Here is a 21,210-nt window from a genome sequence, read left to right as displayed (position 1 = left end):
CGCCACCGCAACAAGCGTCATCGCGACACCGGCGCGTCGAACATGCCGTGGGGCAGGGCGACGCCAAGGTCGTGAAGGCGCTCGGTGAACTTCGGCCGCACGCCGGTCGCGATGGGAACGCCCAGGAATCGGCCATTGGCGTCCTGGCCCGCTCCGTAGTCGAAGAGATACACGTCCTGGAGCGTCACGATCTGCCCCTCCATGCCCACGACTTCAGTCACCGCAGTCACGCGGCGGGTGCCATCGCGCAGGCGGTCGAGCTGCACGATGACATCGACCGCGGAGGCGATCTGCTCGCGGATCGCCCGCAGAGGGAGATCCATACCGGCCATCAGCACGAGGGTTTCCAGCCTGGCAATCGCGTCGCGCGGAGAGTTCGCGTGCACCGTGGACAGCGATCCGTCGTGGCCGGTATTCATCGCCTGCAGCATGTCGAGCGTCTCGCCGCCTCGGACCTCGCCCACAACGATCCGGTCCGGACGCATTCGGAGCGAGTTCTTCACGAGGTCGCGAATCGTAACCTCGCCCTTGCCTTCGGTGTTCTGCGGGCGAGACTCAAGACGCACCAGATGCTCCTGCTGCAGTTGCAGCTCGACCGCATCCTCGATCGTGATGATGCGCTCACGCGCTGGGATGAAGGAAGAGAGAACGTTCAACAACGTCGTCTTGCCAGTACCTGTACCGCCCGAGACGATGATGTTGAGCTTGCCCTCTACACAGGCCTGGAGCAAGCGCGCCATCTGCTGTGTCAACGTGCCGAACCTGATGAGGTCCGGGACCTTGTAGGGGTCCTTGGCGAACCGCCGGATCGTGAGCGTCGATCCCGTGAACGCAAGCGGGGGGATCACGGCGTTCACGCGCGACCCATCCTCGAGACGAGCATCCACCATTGGGGACGACTCGTCGATGCGACGTCCGATCCGAGTGACGATGCGTTCGATCACATGCCGCAGCTGCTCTTCCGAGGTGAAGCGCACCGCGGCGCGACCAAGCTTGCCTTCGCGCTCGACGTAGACGTTCTCCGGCCCGTTGACCATGATCTCCGTCACCGACGGATCGTCCATGAGGCGCTGCAGCGGACCGAGCCCGAGCACATCGTCGCGCACCTCGTTGATCAGACGCTGGCGCTCTTCGACGGTGAGCGGCGCTTGCTCAGCCTCGACGATCCGGATCAATTCGTCACGAACGATGCCCTGCAGCTGCTCCTCAGAGAGGTTCGGATCGTTCAGTCGCGATCCGATGTGGACGTAGAGCGCATCGGCCGCGCGCTGCTTCACTCGGAGCAGCGCGTCCGGTTGGTCGGCCGACTGCCTCTCCTCGGTGTCGCTTGCGGCGCTGCCTTCCGCCTGCTCGGTGTGCGGCGAGTCTGCCGCTTCGACTGCTCGACGGGCACGTCGTGTAGCAGGTACCGGTTCCGGTGAGGGGCTCCCCGCCGGCTCCGCGCGAGCCGCCAGACGCTCGGCGAGGCTGGTCATCGCCTGCTCCGCCCACGGGTTGCGTCGCGCTGGGGGGCGTACGCTCCCAGGAGCCGGCGGATCTGCTTCGAAACAGGGTCCTTCGGGCTGTGATGGATGAGTGGCTCGCCGATGTTCATCGCGGCTGTTGCGGACTTCGAGAACGGCATCGTCAGGTCGACACTCGCCCTGATCGTCGATTCGACGTCCGCGACCGTGAGACCGGCCTTCGGGTCTGCAAAGTTCAGCACCACTTGGCGCGCGGTGTTGAGCATGCCCAACTCCCGCAGGGTTGCGATCTCTCTCCGCATGCCGCGCGAACCGGGTACGTCGAAGGTCGTGAGCAGGATCGGGTCCGTGGTGTGGTCGAGCGCTGCGAGTGTTCTCGGCTCGAGCCCCGCAGCTGTATCCACGACGACGAACGGGAACTGCGATGCGAGCATGCTGAGCAACGACGCCACTTGGTCGGAATCAAGCGCGTCCGCCGCGACAGGGTCCTCCGGGGCGCAGATCACAAGGAGACCCGAGCTGTGCTGCGTGAGCTGTGTCTTGAGGGCGATGGGATCCCGGAGCCCTGCGCCCTGCACGATTGCGTCGAGCGTGAACTCCGGCTCCACGCCGAGCGCCGTCGCTACGTCGCCGAACTGCACGTCTAGATCGACAAGGACGACCCCTCCCGGCGCGAACTCAGCGAGGCCCACGGCGACATTCGTGGCGAGAGTCGTCTTTCCCGCGCCTCCCTTCGGCGAGAGCACCGTGATCACCCGAGCTGGGGCTGCGGCCCCCATGGGAAGCGCCATTGCGACGCCTGACAGCGCCCGACGCGCAAGAGCAGCCTGAGAAGCGCGCTCCAGCGATGCACGGAGCGCGCTGATGTCAGCCTCCGGCGCCAAGACGTCTCGCACGCCCGCGTGCATCGCGGACACCGCCAGCGACTCCACGTCACCGATCAGCAGCACGGCAGTTCCCGGGAGCTCGATGTCCAAGCGACCTGCGAGTTCGAGGGCTGCTCCAGGCGATCTCGAGGCATCGATGACGATGACGTCTGGCAGGGATTCGTGACGAACTTGCGCCAGCAGCTCGGCCGGATCCGCGGAGCCAGCGCCGACCGGTACTGCGATGCACGTACCCGCAGATGCCTCCAGGACTCTTGCGCGGAGCTCTTCTGAGTCGCTCCTCAGGAGTACGTTGCTCATTCGAAACCCTCCACCGCAGTCACGATTCGCGTGCCGCTCTCGGGCACGTTCGAGCTCTCGAGCGAGAGGTAGACGAAGCCGAACTCGTGCGCGAAGACGACCTGTTCGGCATCGGCGGCCGACAGCGCGAGAGTGACCATGAGGCTCTCAGCGGCTGCCTGCTCCACCTCTTCTCCATCCTCGTCAGTGGTGACGCCCGCCGCGCCTTCCACCGCTGTGACGAGCACCTTGTGAAGGATGAGGTGAGTTTGATCGATCTCGCCTCCGGGCGTCTCGATCGAAGCGGAGAAGAAGACGCCGACAGTGTCCCCAGGCCTGAGCTGACCGCCGACCACGCGCCTGGCGTCCAGCTGGAGCGTCAACTGATGCATGCCCTCTGGGATCTCGACGACCCGTTCGAGCGACTCGGGTGCCGCGAAGCGCGATGCCATCAGTTGCTCACCGGGTAGCAGGTCGGCGGAGGTCACCATGCCTGCGACGTCGCCGAGGTCGGTGATGCCACCAGCTACTACCGCCGCAGCTGGCAGCTCGGTCACCGTCACCGAACGTGCGAGCGTCTCGGCTGAAGTGCCCGCCTCGATGGGTTCGGCGACGACGAGCACTTGTGTGGGTGTCATCCGTGCCATTGCGCGAGCGTCCGCGCCGGCTGCGTAGACGTAGGTGAGCACGCCGCCGATGGTGGCCACTAGAAGCGCGACCATCGTGATCACAAGGCGCCGAATCATGTCATTCTCCGTTCGGGAGACGCAGCTCCACACTGGTCGTGCCCAGCTGTGGCCCGCCCGGACTGGTCGTGAAACCGGAGCCGAGATCGACAAACCGCTGGATGGTGCCGAAGATGCAGTCGTCGTTGCTCTTGCACGACGGAGGACGCACTCCCGCTTCGCCCTTGTTGTTGGAGTACCCCTCGAGCGTGAAGGCGATGTAGCCGAACACTCGATACGCTCCGCTGCGCCCCGAGCCGACGACCGAGTCGAAGATGGGCACGAGGACGGTCGTACCGATCATCTCCCGCAGCTGCGCGTCGTCGCACGTCGGCGAACGGCCGGGCTCGGAGTAGTAGGAGCCGTCGACAGCGGTCGTCGCGGAGCATGGAGCACTCGTGGTGAGCCAGCCGAAGCCGCCCGGAGGAGCAGCGCCATTCGAACCGTTCGGGTTCGTACCCGACGGGCACGCGTGGAAGTCAGTCTTGTTGCCCTTGCTGAAGAGCACGACATCGGTTGCCTCCTCAGGGATGCTCAGTCCGATGACTTCTCCCGCCCCGTTCCGCAGCACATCGCCGGCGTCGAGGCCCGCCCAGTGAACGATCTCGCACCACGAGATCGCCAGCGGCAGGTGTGCGCCTCCGGTCGGGTACTGGTTCCAGGACGCAGCTGACGTGGCCTGCATGGTGGCGGAGTCGCGGTCGATGATCGGCGCGAACCAGAAGTCGCGGCTCGACTCGGTCTGCACTTCCACCCAACCGTTCTCGACATCGAGCTCGAGGACCGTCGCCGTGGGGTCGCCGCCCATCGGGCTATTGTTGTCCGCGAGTTCCTGGGCCGTCGCGTCTGAGCCCGCGCAGTCGCCCAGCGCGCACTCCTGCGCGATAGCAAGGGCAGCCGCATCAGCTCCGTGCTGAAGCCGCTGGCGGTCAGCGTTTGCCGCACCGACGTCGATGGCGAGCGCCGCCAGAATGAGGAAGGGCACCATCAGGATCGCGACCCATACGGCGACTGCTCCGCGGTCCGATCGGTGCGTCATCCGTTGCATCGCATCGTTCCTGATCCCTCGAGATCGATCGACGGCCCGAACAGGCCGCCGAACAGCGGTACGTCGTCTAGGCGCACGACCGCTCTTGCATTCGCCCCCAACGTGCAGGAAGCAATGGGCTGCAGCGTCGCGCCGCCAGCAGCGGTGCCGGCGAGCGACTCATCAGCGCGACTCGCCGCTGCCGCTTCAGCTGCAGCATGCGTCCCGTCGGTGAGCACGAAGATGCGAACCGCATCACGCGCCGCGTTGTCGAGCAACGTCTGCACGTGGAAGGCGTAGCCGAACGAGATGATGCCGAAGCTCAGCAGCATCAGGATCGGCAGGACGAGCGCAAGCTCGACCGCGGCGGCACCACTATCCCTCGGACGACGTCTCATCGGACACCCTTCCTCACTGGACCCGGGTAAAGATGAGGCGGCGCTCGGTCAGACCGAGCGCCGCCATCAAGAGCGCTTACGGCGTGAGGTCGAGGCCCAGGAACAGGTCGCGCAGCTGCCCACCGAAGGCGAAGACAGCGACGATGATGACGATCGCGATGCCGGCGACCATGATGCCGTACTCGACGGCGGTCGCGCCGCGGTCCTTGTTGTCGAAGCGGTCAGCGATGAACGTCTGCGCCGCAATGAGGAATGCGTACATGGAGGGTTCCTTACTTGACAGGCCCGGGGCTGGGGTTCCGGTGCTATTCGGGATGCCGGCCCGACTGGAACCGACGAGGAAGAGCGTGGCACAGGGGTTGCGGATCGCGCAACATTGCAGAGTCTCAAGATTCCCTCAGCCTGGAAGTTGCAACCTCAGCATTAATCCCGAAACGGCATGTTGATTTGACGGTAACGTCGTTACGCCTCAGACTTGCACCACAGAGCCCGCACGAGCCGGCTAGCCCACCGGGACGAGATCCCCACGCACGACAGGAGGAGCCATGCAGCTCCCCGCCCCGATCAAGCGCGAAGCCAGCGCATCGGGCGTACCGACGCGCTTCATTGCCGACGCTGTTACGGTAGCCGCCCATGCCTGAATCCGCCCCCACTCCTGAGCCCGGCCTGCGCGAGCGCAAGAAGCTCTTCACCCGTCGCACCATCGCCGACGCGGCCTTCGCGCTCGTCTCGGAGAAGGGGCTCGACGAGGTCACGATCGACCAGATCGCCGAGCGCGCCTTCGTCTCCCCGCGCACCGTCTCGAACTACTTCCCCTCCAAGGAGGCGGCGCTCGTGGCGGCAGGCGACATCTCGCCGATCGACATGCTCGCCGGCCTCGAGGAGCGCCCGGCCGACGAGGCCCCGCTGCACTCGCTGAGCGAGGTGCTCACCGCCTCGATCCGCGGCTGGTCGAAGGAGCAGCTGAAGATGCTGAAGGCCAAGGAGGATCTCGTCGAGCGCTTCCCCGCCCTGCTCCCCCACCGCATGGCGCAGTACGACGAGTTCGAGGACGCGGTGCGCCTGGCGGTCGCCGCGCGCAGCGGCGTCGACCCCGAGACATCCGCCTTCCCCCGCCTCATCGCGGGCGTCGCGGCCGCGGCCATCAAGACCGCGATCCGCGTCTGGGTGAACACCGACGGAGGAGCGTCGAAGATCGCCGACCTCGTCGAGCAGGCGTTCCACGACCTTGAGGCCGGCTTGAGCCCCGACGCCTGAGGGCGCCGGAGAACCTTGCGTCACCCAGAGCAACCGCTTCGATGCCACCCCTTGCGATCGCGATCGCGGCAGCGCTGTGCGCTGTCGCGGCCTGGCTGCTGACGCCGCGCGCACGCCGGATCGCCGAGAGCGAGTCGCGCTGGCTGCGGCCCGCCGTGCCCGCCTCGCTCGCCGCGCTGCTCGGCGCCGCGGGCGCCGCCGTCGCCGACCACTGGGCGGTCGCGGTCGCGCTCGGCGCCCTCGCCGTGGGCTGCGGCCTGCTCATCGCGGTCGACCTCGCCGTCTTCCGCCTCCCGGATGCGATCGTCTGGCCGACCACCGGAGCCGTGCTCGGGATGCTCGTGGTCGCCGCGGCGACCACGGGCGACTGGGCGCGGCTCGGCACCGCGCTGCTGGCGATGCTCGTCGTCGGCGTCGGCTACTTCGCGCTCGCGTGGTTCGCCCCGTCGAGCCTCGGCCTCGGCGACGTGAAGCTGTCGGTCGTGCTCGGGCTGACGCTCGGGTGGTTCGGCTGGCAGGCGGTGGTGCTGGGCATCCTCGGCGGGTTCCTGGTGTTCGCGCTCGTGGCGCTGGCGATGCTGGCGCTGCGCCGCACGTCGCTGCGCGCCGACCTCGCCTTCGGTCCGTGGATGATCCTCGGCGCGGCGGCGGGCCTGGGCTGGGCGGCGGTCGGGGCGTAGCCCTCGCGGTGGTAGATTGGACGACGCTGCCTCGGCAGCCCGGCCCCCATAGCTCAGGGGATAGAGCGTCTGCCTCCGGAGCAGAAGGCCGCAGGTTCGAATCCTGCTGGGGGCACCAAACTTCCCGGATCGCACGTGTGCGAGCATCGCAATCTCGTGTCGATCGCGAAACGGCGCTCGGAAACAGCGTACGCTTACCGCCATGGGACGACCTCGACTCCACGACGAGCACCTGCGCCAGCGCCTGCTCGAGGCCGCCACCGACCTGATGGCGGTGGACGGGCCCGACTTCTCGCTGCGCCCGCTGGTGGCCTCCGTCGGCACCTCGACGTCGGCCGTCTACTCGCTCTTCGGCTCGCGCGGCGAGCTGCTCGAGGCGATCACGCTCCGCGCCGCGCGCTCGTTCGTCGACGCGCAGGAGGCCGCCCGGGTCGACGACCCCGCCCAGCACATCTCCGGCCTCGCCCACGCGATCCGCGCCTGGGCCAAGGAGCACGCCGCGATGTTCCAGGTCGTCTTCGGCCGCAGCGCCGACTCACCCGCGGTCGGCGAGGCGCGCGACAGCACGACCGAGCCGCTGCTGCGCGCCGTCACCGAGGCCACCGAGGCGGGCGTGCTGCACGGCGACCCGGTCGTCGCGACCGGCACCATCTTCGCCGGCGTGCACGGCTTCATCACGCTCGAGCTGCTCGGCCTCTACCCGGCCGACCAGGCCGACGCGCTCTTCGACGCGCAGCTCGCGGCCATCTGGCGCAGCTGGGCCACGCCCGAGCACGTCAGCGCCGTCGCGTAGCCCCGAGGTGCCTCATGTCAATATGCCCGCGTGCGTGAAGCGGTGCCTCACGTAGGAATGCCCGCGTGTGTGGTCAGCTGGCTCGGCGCAGCTTCACGCCTCGAGCGGTGTCGGGCAGTGGCTGTTGGAGGCTGGCGGCGAGCTTGAGCGTGGGTTCGCGGGCGATCGCTACGAGCCGGTCCTGGATGGTTTGGATGCGGCGAGCGAGCTCGGCCGGGTTGAGGCTGTCGCGGTAGGCGCGCAGTTCGGCTTCTTGCGCGGGAGAGAGCACGCCGGCGGCGAGCAGGCGGTTGAACGGGATGCGCGGGTCGTCGTAGTCGCGGCGGCGTCGGCCGGAGCGGTCGGTGGACCAGCCGATGGGCTTCTTCGTGGGCAGGAAGTAGTTGAAGCGGTCGTTCACCAGCGGCCATAGCTGGTTGAGGAGCCGGAGCGCTTCGGGGGTGTCGTAGCGCCAGTGGAACGCGTAGGCGCGCACGAGGTGGCCGTTCTTGGACTCGATCGTGGCCTGGTCGTTCTTGCGGTAGGGGCGGCCGCGGGTGAAGAAGATGTGGCGGTCGGCGGCCCAGTTGACGAGGTCGTGGTTGATGAACTCGCCGCCGTTGTCGAAGTCGAGACCGGTGACCGCGAACGGGATCGCCTCGATCGCGCTGTTCATGACGGCCAGCACGTGCACGGCCGCGTTGTTGCGCATCGAGCGGGTGTGGACCCAGCCGAGGCGCATGTCGGTGAGGTTCACCGTGCGGCAGAACTCGCCCTTGAGGGTCGGCCCGCAGTGCGCGACGGTATCGACTTCGAAGAAGCCCGGCTCGTCCTCGACCTCGTCGCCGGCGCGGCGGATCGTGATCGACGAGCGCAGCAGCGGCGATGGCTTGGTCGAGCTCAACCCCCGCAGCGGGTCTCGCTCGCGCGCCGGTCGCAGGTAGCGGTCGATCGTCGCCGGCGACATCGCCAGCAGCTCGGCGCGGACCGCGGGCGAATAGCGCTCCTTGCCGTGCACGAGCTCGCCGTGCCGCTCGAGCGCGTCCAGCAGCGGCTCCATCGCGACCACGAGGTATTTGCCGCAGGAGCCGCCGGAGATGGCCCAGACGCGCTGCAGCACCTTGAGCGCGTCGTACGAGTACTTCCTGGCCCGCTTCCGCTTCCCCGGCCGCGCCGCGCGGGGCTTCGCGGCCGCCCGCAGCCGCCGCCGCGCGTTGTCGCGCGTCCATCCCGTCACCGCTTCGATCTCGTTGAGCAGCTGCGACTTCTCCGCCTTCGACGCCCGCAGGTACGCCCGCGCGTACTTGGCCGTGATCTCCGCTCGAGCCTGCATCGACAACTCGCATCCCATGCCCTCAGAGTTTCGCGGGCATTCCTACGTGAGGCACCGCAAACCTGTCGCGGGCACTTCACGTGAGTCTCGTCGAGCCCTTGCCGGATGATACCCCTCCGGGGTATCATCGTGCCATCATGAGCACGCACACCACCCACGGCTACACGGCCGACAAGGATGCCCTCCTCAAGCGGCTCCGTCGCGCCGAGGGCCAGGTGCGCGGCGTCGCCCGCATGGTCGACGAGGACAAGTACTGCATCGACATCCTCACGCAGGTCTCGGCCGCCACGAAGGCGCTCGAGACCGTGGCGCTGCAGCTGCTCGAGGATCACCTCGCGCACTGCGTCGCCGAGGCCTCCTCCACGGGCGGCCCGGTCGCCGAGGCGAAGCTCGCCGAGGCGAGCGCCGCCATCGCGCGCCTCGTGCGCTCCTGATACCCCGAAGCATCCACCACCGGAAGGACACCATGCTGCAGGACATCGAGATCACCTCCACCCCCGAGCCCCAGGCCGGCGGCTGCTGCGGCGGCGGCGCCTGCTCGACGACGGATGCGTCGGCCCAGTCGGCCGCGACGTCGCAGACCTTCGAAGTCGAGGGCATGACCTGCGGCCACTGCGTCTCGTCGGTCACCGAGGAGATCTCGGGCCTCGCCGGCGTCGAGGGCGTCGACGTGGCGCTCGTGCCCGGCGGCCGCTCGACCGTCACCGTCGCATCCGACAGCCCGCTGCGCGTCGAGGACGTGCGCGCCGCGGTCTCGGAGGCCGGCTACTCGCTGGTCTGAGCCCGATCCGCTCCGAGAGCGCCGGCCCTGCGGGGCCGGCGCTCTCGCTTGGTATGGGGGGCTATCCGCGACGTGGCGGCGGGTCTAGCATCAGCCGCAGACCGTTCCGCGACGATGTTACGGAATCGATCTCCCATCGCCGGATCGAAAGAGGACATCATGCAACGTCGCATGCTCGCAGTCGCAGCCGCGGTCGCGCTCGGCGCAACCGCCCTGCTCGGAGCCGCGCCAGCCTCAGCGGCCGAGCCGCCTCCGCCCGGCGGCTACGCATACGTTGCGCTCGGCGACTCCGAGGCTGCAGGCACAGGCCTGCTCCCGGCGGTGCAGATGGACTGCCTCCGCTCGATCAAGGCCTACCCGATCGTGCTCGCACCGACCTACGGCGGCGTGGCGTCGCACGCCTGTGCCGGCGCCACCAGCGCCGACGCGCTCACGCAGGCGCGCACGGCGATCGCCGCCGGCAGGCTCGGCGCCGCGACGGAGCTCGTGACCATCACCGTCGGCATGAACGACGTCGGATGGCAGTCGGTGCTGCTGGCCTGCAGCAGCTCGGGCACCGTGCCGGCATGCCAGACGGCGTTCGATCGGGCGATGCTCCTCGGGCAGTCGCTGCCGACGAGCATCGGCACGATCGTCGCGACGGTGCGAGCCGTACCAGGCTTCGACGGGCGCATCGCGGTCGGCGGCTACCCGTTGCTCTTCGGCGACCTCGCGACGCCGTGCTCGATCGGCTCCTTCCAGGGCACGCCGATCGACGTGAGCCCGGCGCAGGCCGCGCTCGCCAACCTCGGGGTGGAGCAGATCAACCTCGCGATCCGCGCAGGGGCGATGGCCGCCGGCGGCACCTACGTCGACATCGGCGCAGCGTTCGACGGGCACGGTCTCTGCGACACCAGCGGCCCCTGGGTGAGCGGCCTCGTCAACGGTCAGCGCACCTCCGATCGCAGCCTCCACCTCAACTGGCCGGGCCAGCGGGCGTACGCCGCGGCGATCGTCGCGGGGCTGTAGCCGGACGAGCGCGTCGCCCGCCCTGGGCGGCGCGCTCAGTCCAGCGCGTCGAGGTACTGCTGCACCTGCCGCCGCACGCGGTCGCGGATGCGCCGCACCTCGTCGGTCGAGAGCCCGGCCGGGTCGTCGAAGTCCCACGAGAGCACCTGCTGCTCGGGGCGCACCTCGAACGGGTGGTCGATGAGCATCGTGATGATGACGTCGGCCGCGCGCGCGACGTCGTCGGTGACGGGCTTCGGGTAGCTCTCGGTGAGCGGCACGCCGTCCTCCTCCATCACCCCGACGACCGTGCGCAGCACCTCGTCGGCGGGGTTCAGGGCAGCCGAGAGCGCCTCGACGCGCCCGTCGCTCAGCGCGTTGAGGTAGGCGGCGGCCATCTGCGAGATGCCGTCGTTGCGGATCGACTCCACGAGCACGCGCAGCGGCGCGCCGGCCTCCCGGCGCCCCTCGCCCGCCTCGAGCGCCTTGAGGCGGTCGGCAGCGAACTTCAGCGCGAGCGCCGGCAGATGGGTGCGCACGCGCGCCCCGCGCGCGAGGGTGGCATGCGACTCGAAGACGATGCGCTCGATGAGCGTCGGCTCGAGCTCGGGATGGAGCTTCGCGAGGTGGGCCGCGCCGCGGCGCAGCGTCTCGTCGGGCGAATCGAGTCCGTGCTGCTCGCGGGTCATGTCGGCTCCTCCGGTCGACGTGGCGGCTCCAGGCTACGGCCGGGCACGATACCGTGCCAAGAGCCTCGAGCGCGCGTCAGAGCACCGGTGCGTGCCGCTCCAGGAACTCGTAGAGCTCGGCGTCGTCGACGCCCGGGTAGGTGCCCGACGGCAGCGGCGCGAGCGTGTGCTGGTGCATGCGCGCCGACGCCCACGCGTTGTTGCGCCAGCGCCGCTGCAGCGCGTCGTCCGGGCGGGCGCAGCACCGCTCGTCGGGGCACGTCGAGGTCTGGCGGAACGCGGTCTGCGCGCCGCGGAAGTACTTCGCGTCGTCGAACCGCACGCCGAACGAGATCGAGAACTCGCCGTCGGTGCCCGCGCCGATCTGGGTCGAGCACCAGAAGGTGCCCGCGGGCGTGTCGGTGTACTGGTAGAACTCCGTCGTCCGCGACGTGCGCTCGAAAGCGCTGCGGGCAGCGAACTTGCGGCACACGACCTGGCCCTCGGCGTGGCCGGATGCGTCCACCGGGATGGGCATCCCGTCGTTCTCGTAGACGCGCGACAGCGCGCCGTCCTCGGCGACCCGCAGGAAGTGCACGCGCAGGTCGAGGTGCGTGGTGGCGAGGTTCGTGAAGCGCATCGCCGCCGTCTCGTGCGTGACGCCGAACGCGTCGCGGAAGTCCTCGACCGCGAGGTTCCGCTCCTTCTTCGCCTTGCGCAGGTACTCGATGGCGCGCGACCGGGGCATGAGCGTCGCGGCAGCGAAGTAGTTGATCTCGAGCCGCTGCTGCAGGAACTCGCTGTAGTCGCGCGGCTCGTGGTGCCCGAGCAGCCGGTGGGCGAGCGCCTGCAGCGCCATCGAGCGGAGGCCGTGGCCACCCGGGATCGAGGCCGGCGGCAGGTAGATGCGGCCGTTCTCGAGGTCGGTGACCGAGCGCGTCGAGTGCGGCAGGTCGGTGACGTAGACGAGCTCGAAGCCGAGGCGCGCCGCCATCTCGCTCACCGTGCGGTGCGTCAGGCTGCCGCCCTCGTAGCCGACGGCCCGCAGCTGCTCGTCGGCGAGCTCGTCGATGTGCGGCAGCGAGTTGGCCTGCTCGCGCATGCGCAGCCGCAGCGCGGTCGCGTCGCGCCGAGCCTGCTCGGGGGTGGCGATCGCCTCGCGGGCGCGGCGGTCGAGCTCGCGGTGCAGGCCGACGAGCGCGCGCAGCTGGTCGTCGCCCATCGAGCGCGTCGGGCGCACGGTCGGCAGGCCGAGCCGCTTGTAGCTCGCGCCCTCCTGCAGCCGCTGCAGGTCGAGCTCGAGCCGCGAGCGCTCGCTCGGCGGCTCGGGGTCGAGCAGCTGCGCGGTGGGCACCTGCAGCACCTCGGCGATCGCCTGCAGGTGGCTGAGCTTCGGCTCCCGATGCCCGTTCTCGATGAGGGACAGCTGGCTGCCCGCGAGCCCGATGCGCTCCCCCAGCGCGTCGAGCGTGAGCTCGGCGGCGGTGCGGAAGTGCCGGATGCGGTGCCCGAGGACTGCTGCGTCGACCATGCGACCAGTGTACGAAACATCTGGCGAATCTTCGCCATGTGCGCAGTGCGCAGCCGCGATTGACTGCGCGCGGGGCGCTTCGGGGCGCAAGTTTCGTCGAAAGGAAGAATGCGCGGTTCCTTCTGGCTCGCGCTCGCCCTCCGCGGTCGGGCGCGGGTGAGACTCGAACCATGACGATCCTCCCCGCCGCCCCGACCCGCGCATCCGCCAAGCCCGTGAAGCCCAAGCGGGTCGGCGCGCCCGAGGGCGCCGACCCGGGCGTCGTCTCGTGGGTCGCGAGCGTCGCCGAGCTCACCGAGCCCCGCGACATCGTCTGGTGCGACGGCTCGCAGGAGGAGCTGCAGCGCCTCATCGACACCATGCTCGAGGCGGGCACGATCGTGCCCGTGCCGAAGCGGCCCGGCAGCTACCTCGCCCGCTCGAACCCCGACGACGTCGCCCGCATGGAGGACCGCACCTTCATCTGCGCCGACGACGCCGAGGACGCCGGCCCCACGAACAACTGGCGCGACCCGGCCTCGATGCGGCAGGTGCTCGGCGGCCTCTTCGACGGCGCCATGCGCGGCCGCACCATGTACGTCATCCCCTTCTCGATGGGACCGGTCGGCGGCCCCATCTCGAAGCTCGGCATCGAGATCACCGACTCCCCGTACGTCGTCGCGTCCATGCACTACATGACGCGCGTCGGCACCGCCGCGCTCGAGGCGATGCACGGCACGAGCGACTGGGTGCCCGCGGTGCACTCGATCGGCGCGCCGCTCGCCGACGGCCAGCAGGACGTGCCGTGGCCGTGCAACCCCACCCGCTACATCTCGCACTTCCCGGAGACCCGCGAGATCTGGTCGTTCGGCTCGGCCTACGGCGGCAACGCGCTGCTGGCGAAGAAGTGCTTCGCGCTGCGGATCGCGTCGGTGCAGGCGCGCGACGAGGGCTGGCTCGCCGAGCACATGCTGCTGCTGCGCATGAAGCACGACGACGGCCGCCAGATCCACCTCGCCGGCGCCTTCCCCTCCGCGTGCGGCAAGACCAACCTGGCGATGCTGCAGCCGACGATCCCCGGCTGGACGGTCGAGACGCTCGGCGACGACATCGTCTGGATGCGTCCCGGCCCCGACGGGCGGCTGTGGGCCATCAACCCCGAGAACGGCTTCTTCGGCGTCGCGCCCGGCACGAGCGAAGCCACCAACGCGACCGCGATGGCGATGATGGACCACGACACGATCTTCACGAACGTGGCGATGACGCCCGACGGCGACGTGTGGTGGGAGGGGATGACGAAGGAGGTCCCCGAGGGCCTCATCGACTGGCAGGGCCGCCCCTACGACCCGGCGAACGGACCGGCCGCCCATCCCAACGCCCGCTTCACGGTGCGCGCCGAGCAGGCGCCGTCGATCGCGCCCGACTGGGACGCGCCCGAGGGCGTGCCGCTCGACGCGATCATCTTCGGCGGCCGCCGCCCCACGCAGGTGCCGCTCGTGCTGCAGGCGCGCGACTGGGAGCACGGCGTCTACGTCGGCGCGACGGTCTCGAGCCAGCAGACGGCCGCCGCCGAGGGCCCGGTGGGCGAGATCCGCCGCGACCCGTTCGCGATGCTGCCCTTCTGCGGCTACAACATGGGCGACTACTTCACGCACTGGATCGACATGGGGCACCGCCTCGGCCGCCACGCGCCCAAGATCTTCTCGGTCAACTGGTTCCGTCGCGACGAGGACGGCGGATTCCTGTGGCCGGGCTTCGGCGAGAACGCGCGGGTGCTCGAGTGGATCGCGGGCCGCGTGGCAGGCACCGCGCCGGGCGTCGACACCGCCGTGGGCGTGCTGCCCGCCGAGGGCGCGCTGAACCTCGACGGGCTCGACATCGACGAGGCCGTGATGGACGAGCTCTTCGAGATCGACCCGAAGGCGTGGCTGTCGGAGCTCGTCGACGTCGAGGCCTTCTTCGGCCAGTTCGGCCGCGCGCTGCCCACGGGCCTCGTGCGCCAGCTGAACCACGTGCGGTGGCGCCTCGAGCACGTGCAGCAGGCGCAGCACGCGCAGCAGCCCGTCGCGGTCTGAGCCGCGCGGCCCGCGCCGCCCGATGCAGATGTAGGGCCAGTGGCTCCCACCCCGCGAGGGCCGGAGCCACTGGCCCTACATCTGTGATGGCCGAGAAGCACGGAGGGGGCGGATGCGTCACTCGCGTCGGGCGCGCGCTGCGCGCACGCGCTCCACGAAGTGCGCGCCACGGCGTGCCATGTGCTTGCGCGTGACCCGCACGGTCGTCCATCCGGCTGCCTCGAAGCGCGCGTAGCGATCGATGTCGACGTGCCACTGCCGCTCGTCGCGGTGGCCGTCGCCCTCGAACTCGATCGCGATCCGCAGTTCCGGGTAGCCGAGGTCCGGGTGCCACTCCTCTCCGTCGACGACGACAGGCGGGTGCACGACCGGCTCAGGCAGCCCCGCCTCGACCATCAGCAGCCGCGTGATCGTCTCGAACCTCGAGTCGACGCCGACCCGCGCATCCGCCGCGGCAGCGCGCAGCGCCGCGACCCCGGCCAGCCCCGCGCATCGAGCGATGAAGTCGTCGAGCTCCTGTGGGGTGGCATAGCCGCGCTCGGGCTTCCGCTCCAGTCGAAGGCCCGGGTAGGAGCGCGACGGCGTGAGCAGCGCATCGGCGACCTGCACGAGCGCCTCGTGCGACAGCTCGCGCGCGAGCGTCAGCGCAGTCGCGAGCGGCCCGAGCAGCCGCACACCGTCGAGCTCGGTGGTGCGCAGCCGCGTCGGATCGAATGCGAGGTGCCGCGTGCCGCGGACGGTGCCGGGCGCCGTGCAGTGCGGACGCGCGATCACGAGCGACTCGTCGCGCCGCCACGGGTCGGCGATGGGCAAGCCCCAGAGCCGGGCGGCGGTGACGCCGCCGAACAGCTGGTGCGACGGCATCGCCGCCGCGTAGGCGAGCGCGAGCGCCTGGACGTCGGTGACCGGGCGCGATCGCACGCCGCGGAAGGGCGTCTCGAGGTCGGAGCCGCGCAGTCGGCCGCGCCCGATGCCCTCGTCGAGCGCCTCGCCGACGCGGAACGCGCCGACATCGAACGGCTCGGGGAGCGGGGTCGAGGGGCGCATCCGCGCAGGATGCCGCGCGCTCCGCGCAGCGCGAGCGGAGGGTGGCGGCAGCTGTGGACGGCCGCGCGCGGCGGCGCGGGCGGATGCGCATGCCTGCGTCGGCGCAGACCGTGCGCAGATACAGGGACAGTGGCGCTCATCGGGGCGGCATTCGAGCCGTTGGCCCTATATCTGCGAATGGGCGGCGGAGGGGCGGCGAGGAGGCGCGCGCGGCGCGCGCGCCCCCTCTCCGCGGCGGGTGGTGGAGGATGGGGCGCATGCAGCCGAATCCGCTCTACCGCATCGGCGAGGCCGAGGTGCGCGACCTCGTCGCGCGCGCGCCGTGGATGCTGCTGGTGTCGCATCCCGCGTCCGGACCCGTCGCATCCCCCTCCCCCGTGCTGCTCGACGACGAGCACGAGGGCGACGGGCTCGTGCTCGTGACGCACCTCGGCCGCGCCGACGCGCGCCTGCACGGGCTGCTCGAGCCCGGCGAGCACCGGATGCTCGTGGTCGCGCAAGGCGAGCACGGGTACATCTCGCCGTCGTGGTACGTCGGGGCCGACGCGGGGCAGATCCCGACGTGGAACTTCGAGATGGCGAGCATGACGTGCGACGTGGAGGTGCTCGACGCGGACGCGAACATGCGCACGCTCCGGAAGCTCGTCGCGCACTTCGAGTCGCAGTACGCGCCCGAGGGCGGCGTCGCGCTCGACATCGACGACGACGGCAATCGCGGCATGGCGATGGGGACGGTCGGGCTGCGGCTGCGCGTGCGCTCCTTCGACGCGAAGTCGAAGATGAGCCAGAACAAGTCGGCCGACACCCGGGCCTCCGTGCTCGCGCACCTCGACGCATCCCACCCCGCCCTCGCCGAGCGCATGCGCGTGGCCGACCGCGACGCCGCGCCGGCGCGCGAGGCCTGACCCCAACCGTCGACGGCCGTCGTTCGTCCTAGAGAGCAGAGGGAGACTCGCGTGGCAGCCGGCTGGGAGCTGGTCGTCGCCGAGCTCGTCGCCCAGCGCGGCGAGGCGCTCGTGCGCTACGCGATGCTCCTGACCGGTGACGAGGAGGAGGCCCGCGACATGGTGCAGGACGCCCTGACGGCGACCTTCGGCCGGCTGCGCAACGGCTTCGAGGTCGAGCAGGCCGAGGCCTACGTGCGGCGCGCGATCGCGAACCGGTTCCTCGACCGCGCCCGGCGCGGCCAGCGGTGGCGGCGGATCGCGCCGCTCGTGGTCGAGCGCGAGCGGGTCGACTCCGGCTCGACGCTCACCGGCGAGCGGCTCGACATGGCGCACCGGCTGCAGCGGCTCGCGCCCCGCGAGCGCGCGTGCGTCGTGCTGCGCTACGACGAGGACCGCACGGTCGAGCAGATCGCTGCGGAGCTCGGCATCTCGGCGGGCGCGGTGAAGCGCTACCTGTCGGATGCGCTCGGCAAGCTGCGCGGGATGCTCGAGCGGGAGCAGGAGCGCGGGCAGCGCGACGAGAGGGGCAGACCGTGAGCGACGAGGATCTGCGGCGGCGCCTGCAGGAGATCCCCGCGCCGCGCGCGAGGCTCGACGCGGCCGCCGCGATCGACGGCGCGAAGCGGCGGCGCCGGCCCAAGGTCGCGGCGCTCACGGCCGCTGCGACCGGCGCGGGCGTGCTGATCGTCGCGCCGCTCGTGGCGCCCGGGCTCACGCCGCTGTCGCCCTCCAGCGACTCGTCGGTGCTCAGCGAGGGCGACGACGGCGGCGCGGCGCCCGAGGCGGCGCAGCCGAGCGCCGAGACCGAGGGCGCGCCGGGCGACAGCGGTGCCGGCGCCGAGGAGTCGGCGCCGATCGAGCTGTGCGGCCTCACGCGCGCCGGCGACGTGGGCCTCGCGCTGCGGCTCCTCGAGGACCCGGCGGATGCGTCGATCGTGCCCCCGGGGCGGGTCGAGGCGCGAGGCGCGGGGCTCACGTCCGCCGTCGCGACGTTCGTCGACGTCGACGCGCTCGTCGTCGACGGCGGCGTCGCGCGAGCGACGGCCGGCACCACCGAGCAGGACGCGCGCCTGGCGGGCGGGGCGGGAGTGCTCGGGGTGACCACCGGCGTGCTCGCGGCCGACGCGTGCGGGCCCGGGACGCCATCCGGCCCCTCCCCGGTCGCGCTCGTCGCGCTCGACGGGTCGGCGCCGGTCGCGGTCGTGGGCGAGCCCTGGGAGGACGTTCGCTGAGAGCGCCACCGTCGGCGGGATCTCCCAGGCTCGCGGCCAGATCCGCTGGCTAGACTCGCGCCGAGTCGGCAGCCCGACAGGCCGGCCGCAAGGGAGCGCAGATGCAGGTCCGGATCGTCCGCCCGTTCGCGGTGGTGGCACTCGGTGCCGCCGGGCTCCTGGGGCTCTCTGCCGGCTCGCTCGCCACCGAGGCGCCCGTCGACCTGGGCGGCGACGTCTTCGTCGACACGACCGGGCAGCTCTCGGCCGACGCCGCCGAGATCGCCGCGCACCTCGAGCGCAACAACGCCGAGAGCGACGCCGACGTGTACGCGGTCTTCGTCGACTCCTTCGACGGCATGGCGCGCGACGAGTGGGCCAACACGAGCGCCGAGCAGAGCGGGCTCGACCAGTCGTCGATGCTGCTCGCGATCGCGGTCGACGACGGCCAGTACGCCTACTCGGTCGCGAACGGCTTCCCGCGCGACACCTCCCAGGTGAACGACGCGCTGCAGGGCGTGCTGCTGCCGGCCCTCAACTCGGGCGACTTCGCCGGCGGCATCACGCAGTTCAGCGACCAGATCGCCGCGAACGAGGGCGGCGGCGACGGGGGCACCGACGTGAACGTCGACGGCTCGGCCATCTGGCCGGTCGTCGCGCTCGTCGGCGGCGCGGCCGTCGTCGGCGGCGGCGCGTGGGCGATCACGCGCGGCGTGCGCGCGAACCGCAAGCGCCGCGGCGAGCAGGCCGCCGTGCAGCAGCAGCAGCTGAGCCTCGAGGAGCTCAAGCAGCGCGCCGACATCGCGCTCGTGCAGCTCGACGACACCGTGCAGCAGAGCGAGCAGGAGCTCGCGTTCGCGAACGCGCAGTTCGGCGAGGAGGCCGTCGCGCCCTACCGGCAGGCGCTCGAGAAGGCGAAGGGCGGGCTCGCCGAGGCCTTCGGGCTGCAGCAGCAGCTCGACGACGCCTTCCCTGACAGCGACCAGGAGCGCCACGACTGGTCGAGCCGCATCCTGCAGATCACCGAGGGCGCGGGCCGCGAGCTCGCGAGCCACGCCACCTCCTTCGAGCAGCTGCGCAACCTCGAGCAGAACGCGCCCCAGGTGCTCGAGACGGTCGCGCAGTCGCGGCAGGCGCTCGACGGCCGCATCGCGAGCGCGCGGCAGATCCTCGACCGGCTCGACGACCTGCACTCGGGCGCCTCGATCGACCCCGTGCGCGAGAACATCGCCGGCGCCGAGCGGCAGCTGCCCAACATCGACCAGTCGCTCGCGGCCGGCCGCGACGCCGTGCAGGCGGGCAACGGCGCCAACGCCGCGCTCGCCGTGCACGCCGCCGAGGCTGCCCTCGCGCAGGCCTCCGGGCTGCTCGCCGCCGTCGAGCGCGCCGAGCGCGACCTCGAGCACTCGAGGCAGCAGCTCGGCGAGCTCGTGCAGGACTCCATCGGCGACATCGCGGCGGCCAAGACGCTCCGCAGCACGTCGACGATCGACCTGGCCCCGCTCATCCACCACGTCGAGGAGCAGGTGGCCATCGCCCAGCGGCGCCCCACCGACACGCTCACCGTGCTGAGCAACCTGCAGCGCGCCAACCAGCGCCTCGACGAGGCGGCCGGCCAGCTGCGCGAGGGCGGCGCGCAAGTGCAGCGGCAGCAGATGACGCTGGATCGCTGGATCGAGTCGGCGCGCGCCAACATCGACCGCGCCGAGGACTTCATCCACACCCGCCGCATCGGCGTCGGCATGCACGCGCGCCAGCTGCTCTCGACCGCGCAGCAGGAGCTCGCGCAGGCGCTGCGGCTCCGCGAGGCCGACCCGCACACGGCCGCGCAGTACGCGCAGGCGGCCTCCGAGCACGCCGAGCAGGCGATGCAGGACGCCTCGGGCGACGTCGGCGGCTGGGGCGGCCAGCCCCGCAACCCCTACTACCGCCAGGGCGGGCGCGGGCAGGACATGCTCACGGGCGGCCTGCTCGGCTACATCCTCGGCGACATGCTCTCCGGCGGCGGCCACGGCGGCGGCGCCGCGCCCGGCCAGTACAGCGACCCCTTCGCGGGCGGCTCCGGCGGCGGCGGGGGCGGGGGCCTCGGCGACCTCTTCTCCGGCGGCGGCGGCTCGTTCGGCGGCGGAGGCGGCGGCTTCTTCGGGGGCGGCTTCGGCGGCGGAGGCGGCGGCTTCGGCGGCGGAGGCGGCTCCTTCGGCGACTGACGCCGGCCCGCCCGGGCCGCGCAGCGCATCCCACACCACTGTCCATCACACGACGACCGGCCGCTCCGGCGGCACCCGCAGGAAGGAACACCATGTCCAAGCAGTCCATCCTCGGCCGCATCGCGCAGCTCGCGAAGGCCAACATCAACGCGCTCCTCGACCAGGCCGAGGACCCCGAGAAGATGCTCGACCAGATGGTGCGCGACTACACGAACTCGATCGCAGAGGCCGAGGCCGCCATCGCCCAGACCATCGGCAACCTCCGCCTGCAGGAGCAGGACTACCAGGAGGACGTGCGCGCCGCCGAGGACTGGGGCCGCAAGGCGCTCGCCGCCTCGCAGCGCGCCGACGAGATGCGCGCCGAGCACCCGGCAGACGCCGCGAAGTTCGACAACCTCGCCAAGGTCGCCATCGGCAAGCAGATGCAGTCGGAGTCGGAGGCCCGCGCGGCCGAGCCGTCGATCCAGTCGCAGAACGAGGTCGTCGACAAGCTGAAGACCGGCCTCGAGACGATGAAGGGCAAGCTCGACCAGCTGAAGTCGAAGCGCTCCGAGCTGATCGCGCGCGCCAAGGTCGCCGACGCGCAGTCGCAGGTGCACGACGCGGTGAAGTCGATCGACATCCTCGACCCCACGAGCGAGATCGGCCGCTTCGAGGAGAAGATCCGTCGCGAGGAGGCCAAGGTCATGGGCCAGCAGGAGCTCGCCGCCTCGACGCTCGACGCGCAGTTCGAGGCGCTCGAGGACGTCGGCCGCGAGACCGAGATCGAGGCGCGCCTCGCCGCGCTCAAGCACGGCGGCGCGCAGGGGCAGCTGGGCTCCAGCGCCAACGCGGCGCTCGGCGGCTCGCAGGGCGGCTCGCAGGGCGCAGGCGACCACGTCGAGGCGGAGGTCGTCGACCGCTGATCGCGCGCTCGCGCGCACGGCCTTGGAGGGGGCGGACGACCGTCCGCCCCC

General features: G+C 71.0%; 22 protein-coding genes and 1 tRNA gene. 13 read left to right on the top strand and 10 right to left on the bottom strand.

The window, feature by feature from the left end:
* Positions 1 to 17: 17 nt before the first annotated feature.
* The 6 genes from MU522_RS08680 to MU522_RS08655 form a co-directional block, all read right to left on the bottom strand.
* A complete protein-coding gene (locus MU522_RS08680) occupies positions 18 to 1,475 on the bottom strand; it encodes a CpaF family protein (protein ID WP_246990646.1) in 1,458 nt (485 codons plus the stop codon).
* Positions 1,472 to 2,650, bottom strand: coding sequence for an AAA family ATPase (locus MU522_RS08675; protein WP_246990645.1), 1,179 nt, complete (start codon positions 2,648 to 2,650; stop codon positions 1,472 to 1,474). Before MU522_RS08675 ends, MU522_RS08680 begins: the two co-directional genes overlap by 4 nt.
* Positions 2,647 to 3,351 carry a Flp pilus assembly protein CpaB gene (cpaB, locus tag MU522_RS08670; RefSeq protein WP_246993491.1) on the bottom strand — a complete coding sequence of 235 codons (705 nt, stop codon included), beginning with the start codon at positions 3,349 to 3,351 and terminating at the stop codon, positions 2,647 to 2,649. The genes MU522_RS08675 and cpaB overlap by 4 nt, the downstream gene beginning before the upstream one ends.
* 25 nt (positions 3,352 to 3,376) lie before the next feature.
* Positions 3,377 to 4,393 carry a pilus assembly protein TadG-related protein gene (locus tag MU522_RS08665; protein ID WP_246990644.1) on the bottom strand — a complete coding sequence of 339 codons (1,017 nt, stop codon included), beginning with the start codon at positions 4,391 to 4,393 and terminating at the stop codon, positions 3,377 to 3,379.
* Positions 4,390 to 4,779, bottom strand: coding sequence for a TadE family protein (locus MU522_RS08660; RefSeq protein WP_246990643.1), 390 nt, complete (start codon positions 4,777 to 4,779; stop codon positions 4,390 to 4,392). The genes MU522_RS08665 and MU522_RS08660 overlap by 4 nt, the downstream gene beginning before the upstream one ends.
* A gap of 76 nt (positions 4,780 to 4,855) precedes the next feature.
* On the bottom strand, positions 4,856 to 5,041 hold the full coding sequence (locus tag MU522_RS08655) for a Flp family type IVb pilin (RefSeq protein WP_246990642.1): 186 nt from the start codon (positions 5,039 to 5,041) through the stop codon (positions 4,856 to 4,858).
* 371 nt (positions 5,042 to 5,412) lie between these two features.
* On the opposite strand from MU522_RS08655, the gene MU522_RS08650 reads away from it, so the two are divergent.
* The 4 genes from MU522_RS08650 (at position 5,413) to MU522_RS08635 (ending at position 7,509) form a co-directional block, all read left to right on the top strand.
* Entirely contained in the window at positions 5,413 to 6,036 is a 624-nt protein-coding gene (locus tag MU522_RS08650) for a TetR/AcrR family transcriptional regulator (protein ID WP_246990641.1), read from the top strand.
* Between the two features lie 41 nt (positions 6,037 to 6,077).
* Complete coding sequence (locus tag MU522_RS08645; protein ID WP_246990640.1) at positions 6,078 to 6,716, top strand: prepilin peptidase; 639 nt, start codon at positions 6,078 to 6,080, stop codon at positions 6,714 to 6,716.
* Positions 6,717 to 6,758: 42 nt separating this feature from the next.
* Positions 6,759 to 6,834, top strand: a tRNA-Arg gene (locus tag MU522_RS08640).
* Between the two features lie 84 nt (positions 6,835 to 6,918).
* Positions 6,919 to 7,509, top strand: coding sequence for a TetR/AcrR family transcriptional regulator (locus MU522_RS08635; protein WP_128188996.1), 591 nt, complete (start codon positions 6,919 to 6,921; stop codon positions 7,507 to 7,509).
* Positions 7,510 to 7,582: 73 nt separating this feature from the next.
* On the opposite strand, the gene MU522_RS08630 is transcribed toward MU522_RS08635, so the two are convergent.
* Positions 7,583 to 8,821 (bottom strand): transposase family protein, encoded by a 1,239-nt coding sequence (locus tag MU522_RS08630; RefSeq protein ID WP_246990639.1) that lies wholly within the window; start codon positions 8,819 to 8,821, stop codon positions 7,583 to 7,585.
* 137 nt (positions 8,822 to 8,958) lie between these two features.
* Between MU522_RS08630 and MU522_RS08625 the strand changes: the two genes are divergently transcribed.
* The 3 genes from MU522_RS08625 (at position 8,959) to MU522_RS08615 (ending at position 10,610) form a co-directional block, all read left to right on the top strand.
* A complete protein-coding gene (locus MU522_RS08625) occupies positions 8,959 to 9,255 on the top strand; it encodes a metal-sensitive transcriptional regulator (protein ID WP_128188999.1) in 297 nt (98 codons plus the stop codon).
* A gap of 32 nt (positions 9,256 to 9,287) precedes the next feature.
* Positions 9,288 to 9,602, top strand: a complete 315-nt coding sequence (locus MU522_RS08620) for a cation transporter (protein WP_146357215.1) — start codon at positions 9,288 to 9,290, stop codon at positions 9,600 to 9,602.
* Between the two features lie 171 nt (positions 9,603 to 9,773).
* Positions 9,774 to 10,610, top strand: coding sequence for an SGNH/GDSL hydrolase family protein (locus MU522_RS08615; protein ID WP_246990638.1), 837 nt, complete (start codon positions 9,774 to 9,776; stop codon positions 10,608 to 10,610).
* A gap of 35 nt (positions 10,611 to 10,645) precedes the next feature.
* Here the strand turns inward: MU522_RS08615 and MU522_RS08610 are convergent, their stop codons facing one another.
* Positions 10,646 to 11,278, bottom strand: coding sequence for an arsenate reductase ArsC (locus MU522_RS08610; RefSeq protein WP_246990637.1), 633 nt, complete (start codon positions 11,276 to 11,278; stop codon positions 10,646 to 10,648).
* 76 nt (positions 11,279 to 11,354) lie between these two features.
* Positions 11,355 to 12,788: an XRE family transcriptional regulator gene (locus MU522_RS08605; protein ID WP_146357209.1), complete on the bottom strand. Its 1,434-nt coding sequence runs from the start codon at positions 12,786 to 12,788 to the stop codon at positions 11,355 to 11,357.
* Positions 12,789 to 12,958: 170 nt separating this feature from the next.
* Here MU522_RS08605 and MU522_RS08600 point away from each other — a divergent pair, with 170 nt between their 5' ends.
* On the top strand, positions 12,959 to 14,842 hold the full coding sequence (locus tag MU522_RS08600) for a phosphoenolpyruvate carboxykinase (GTP) (protein WP_246990636.1): 1,884 nt from the start codon (positions 12,959 to 12,961) through the stop codon (positions 14,840 to 14,842).
* Between the two features lie 117 nt (positions 14,843 to 14,959).
* On the opposite strand, the gene MU522_RS08595 is transcribed toward MU522_RS08600, so the two are convergent.
* Positions 14,960 to 15,889 (bottom strand): hypothetical protein, encoded by a 930-nt coding sequence (locus MU522_RS08595; RefSeq protein ID WP_246990635.1) that lies wholly within the window; start codon positions 15,887 to 15,889, stop codon positions 14,960 to 14,962.
* 257 nt (positions 15,890 to 16,146) lie between these two features.
* On the opposite strand from MU522_RS08595, the gene MU522_RS08590 reads away from it, so the two are divergent.
* The 5 genes from MU522_RS08590 to MU522_RS08570 all read left to right on the top strand — a co-directional run bounded on the left by MU522_RS08590 (position 16,147) and on the right by MU522_RS08570 (position 21,159).
* A complete protein-coding gene (locus MU522_RS08590) occupies positions 16,147 to 16,794 on the top strand; it encodes an FMN-binding negative transcriptional regulator (protein WP_246990634.1) in 648 nt (215 codons plus the stop codon).
* Between the two features lie 51 nt (positions 16,795 to 16,845).
* Positions 16,846 to 17,373, top strand: coding sequence for a sigma-70 family RNA polymerase sigma factor (locus tag MU522_RS08585; RefSeq protein WP_246990633.1), 528 nt, complete (start codon positions 16,846 to 16,848; stop codon positions 17,371 to 17,373).
* Positions 17,370 to 18,068 carry a hypothetical protein gene (locus tag MU522_RS08580; RefSeq protein WP_246990632.1) on the top strand — a complete coding sequence of 233 codons (699 nt, stop codon included), beginning with the start codon at positions 17,370 to 17,372 and terminating at the stop codon, positions 18,066 to 18,068. The genes MU522_RS08585 and MU522_RS08580 overlap by 4 nt, the downstream gene beginning before the upstream one ends.
* Positions 18,069 to 18,169: 101 nt before the next feature.
* Positions 18,170 to 20,254 carry a TPM domain-containing protein gene (locus MU522_RS08575; RefSeq protein WP_246990631.1) on the top strand — a complete coding sequence of 695 codons (2,085 nt, stop codon included), beginning with the start codon at positions 18,170 to 18,172 and terminating at the stop codon, positions 20,252 to 20,254.
* A gap of 92 nt (positions 20,255 to 20,346) precedes the next feature.
* Positions 20,347 to 21,159 (top strand): PspA/IM30 family protein, encoded by an 813-nt coding sequence (locus MU522_RS08570; protein WP_246990630.1) that lies wholly within the window; start codon positions 20,347 to 20,349, stop codon positions 21,157 to 21,159.
* Positions 21,160 to 21,210 lie beyond the last annotated feature (51 nt).

This window comes from Agrococcus sp. SCSIO52902 (genome assembly GCF_022983135.1).
Taxonomy (GTDB): domain Bacteria; phylum Actinomycetota; class Actinomycetes; order Actinomycetales; family Microbacteriaceae; genus Agrococcus; species Agrococcus sediminis.
The sequence above is the reverse complement of the archived record's forward strand: the minus strand, read 5'-3'. Positions and strand labels throughout refer to the sequence as shown.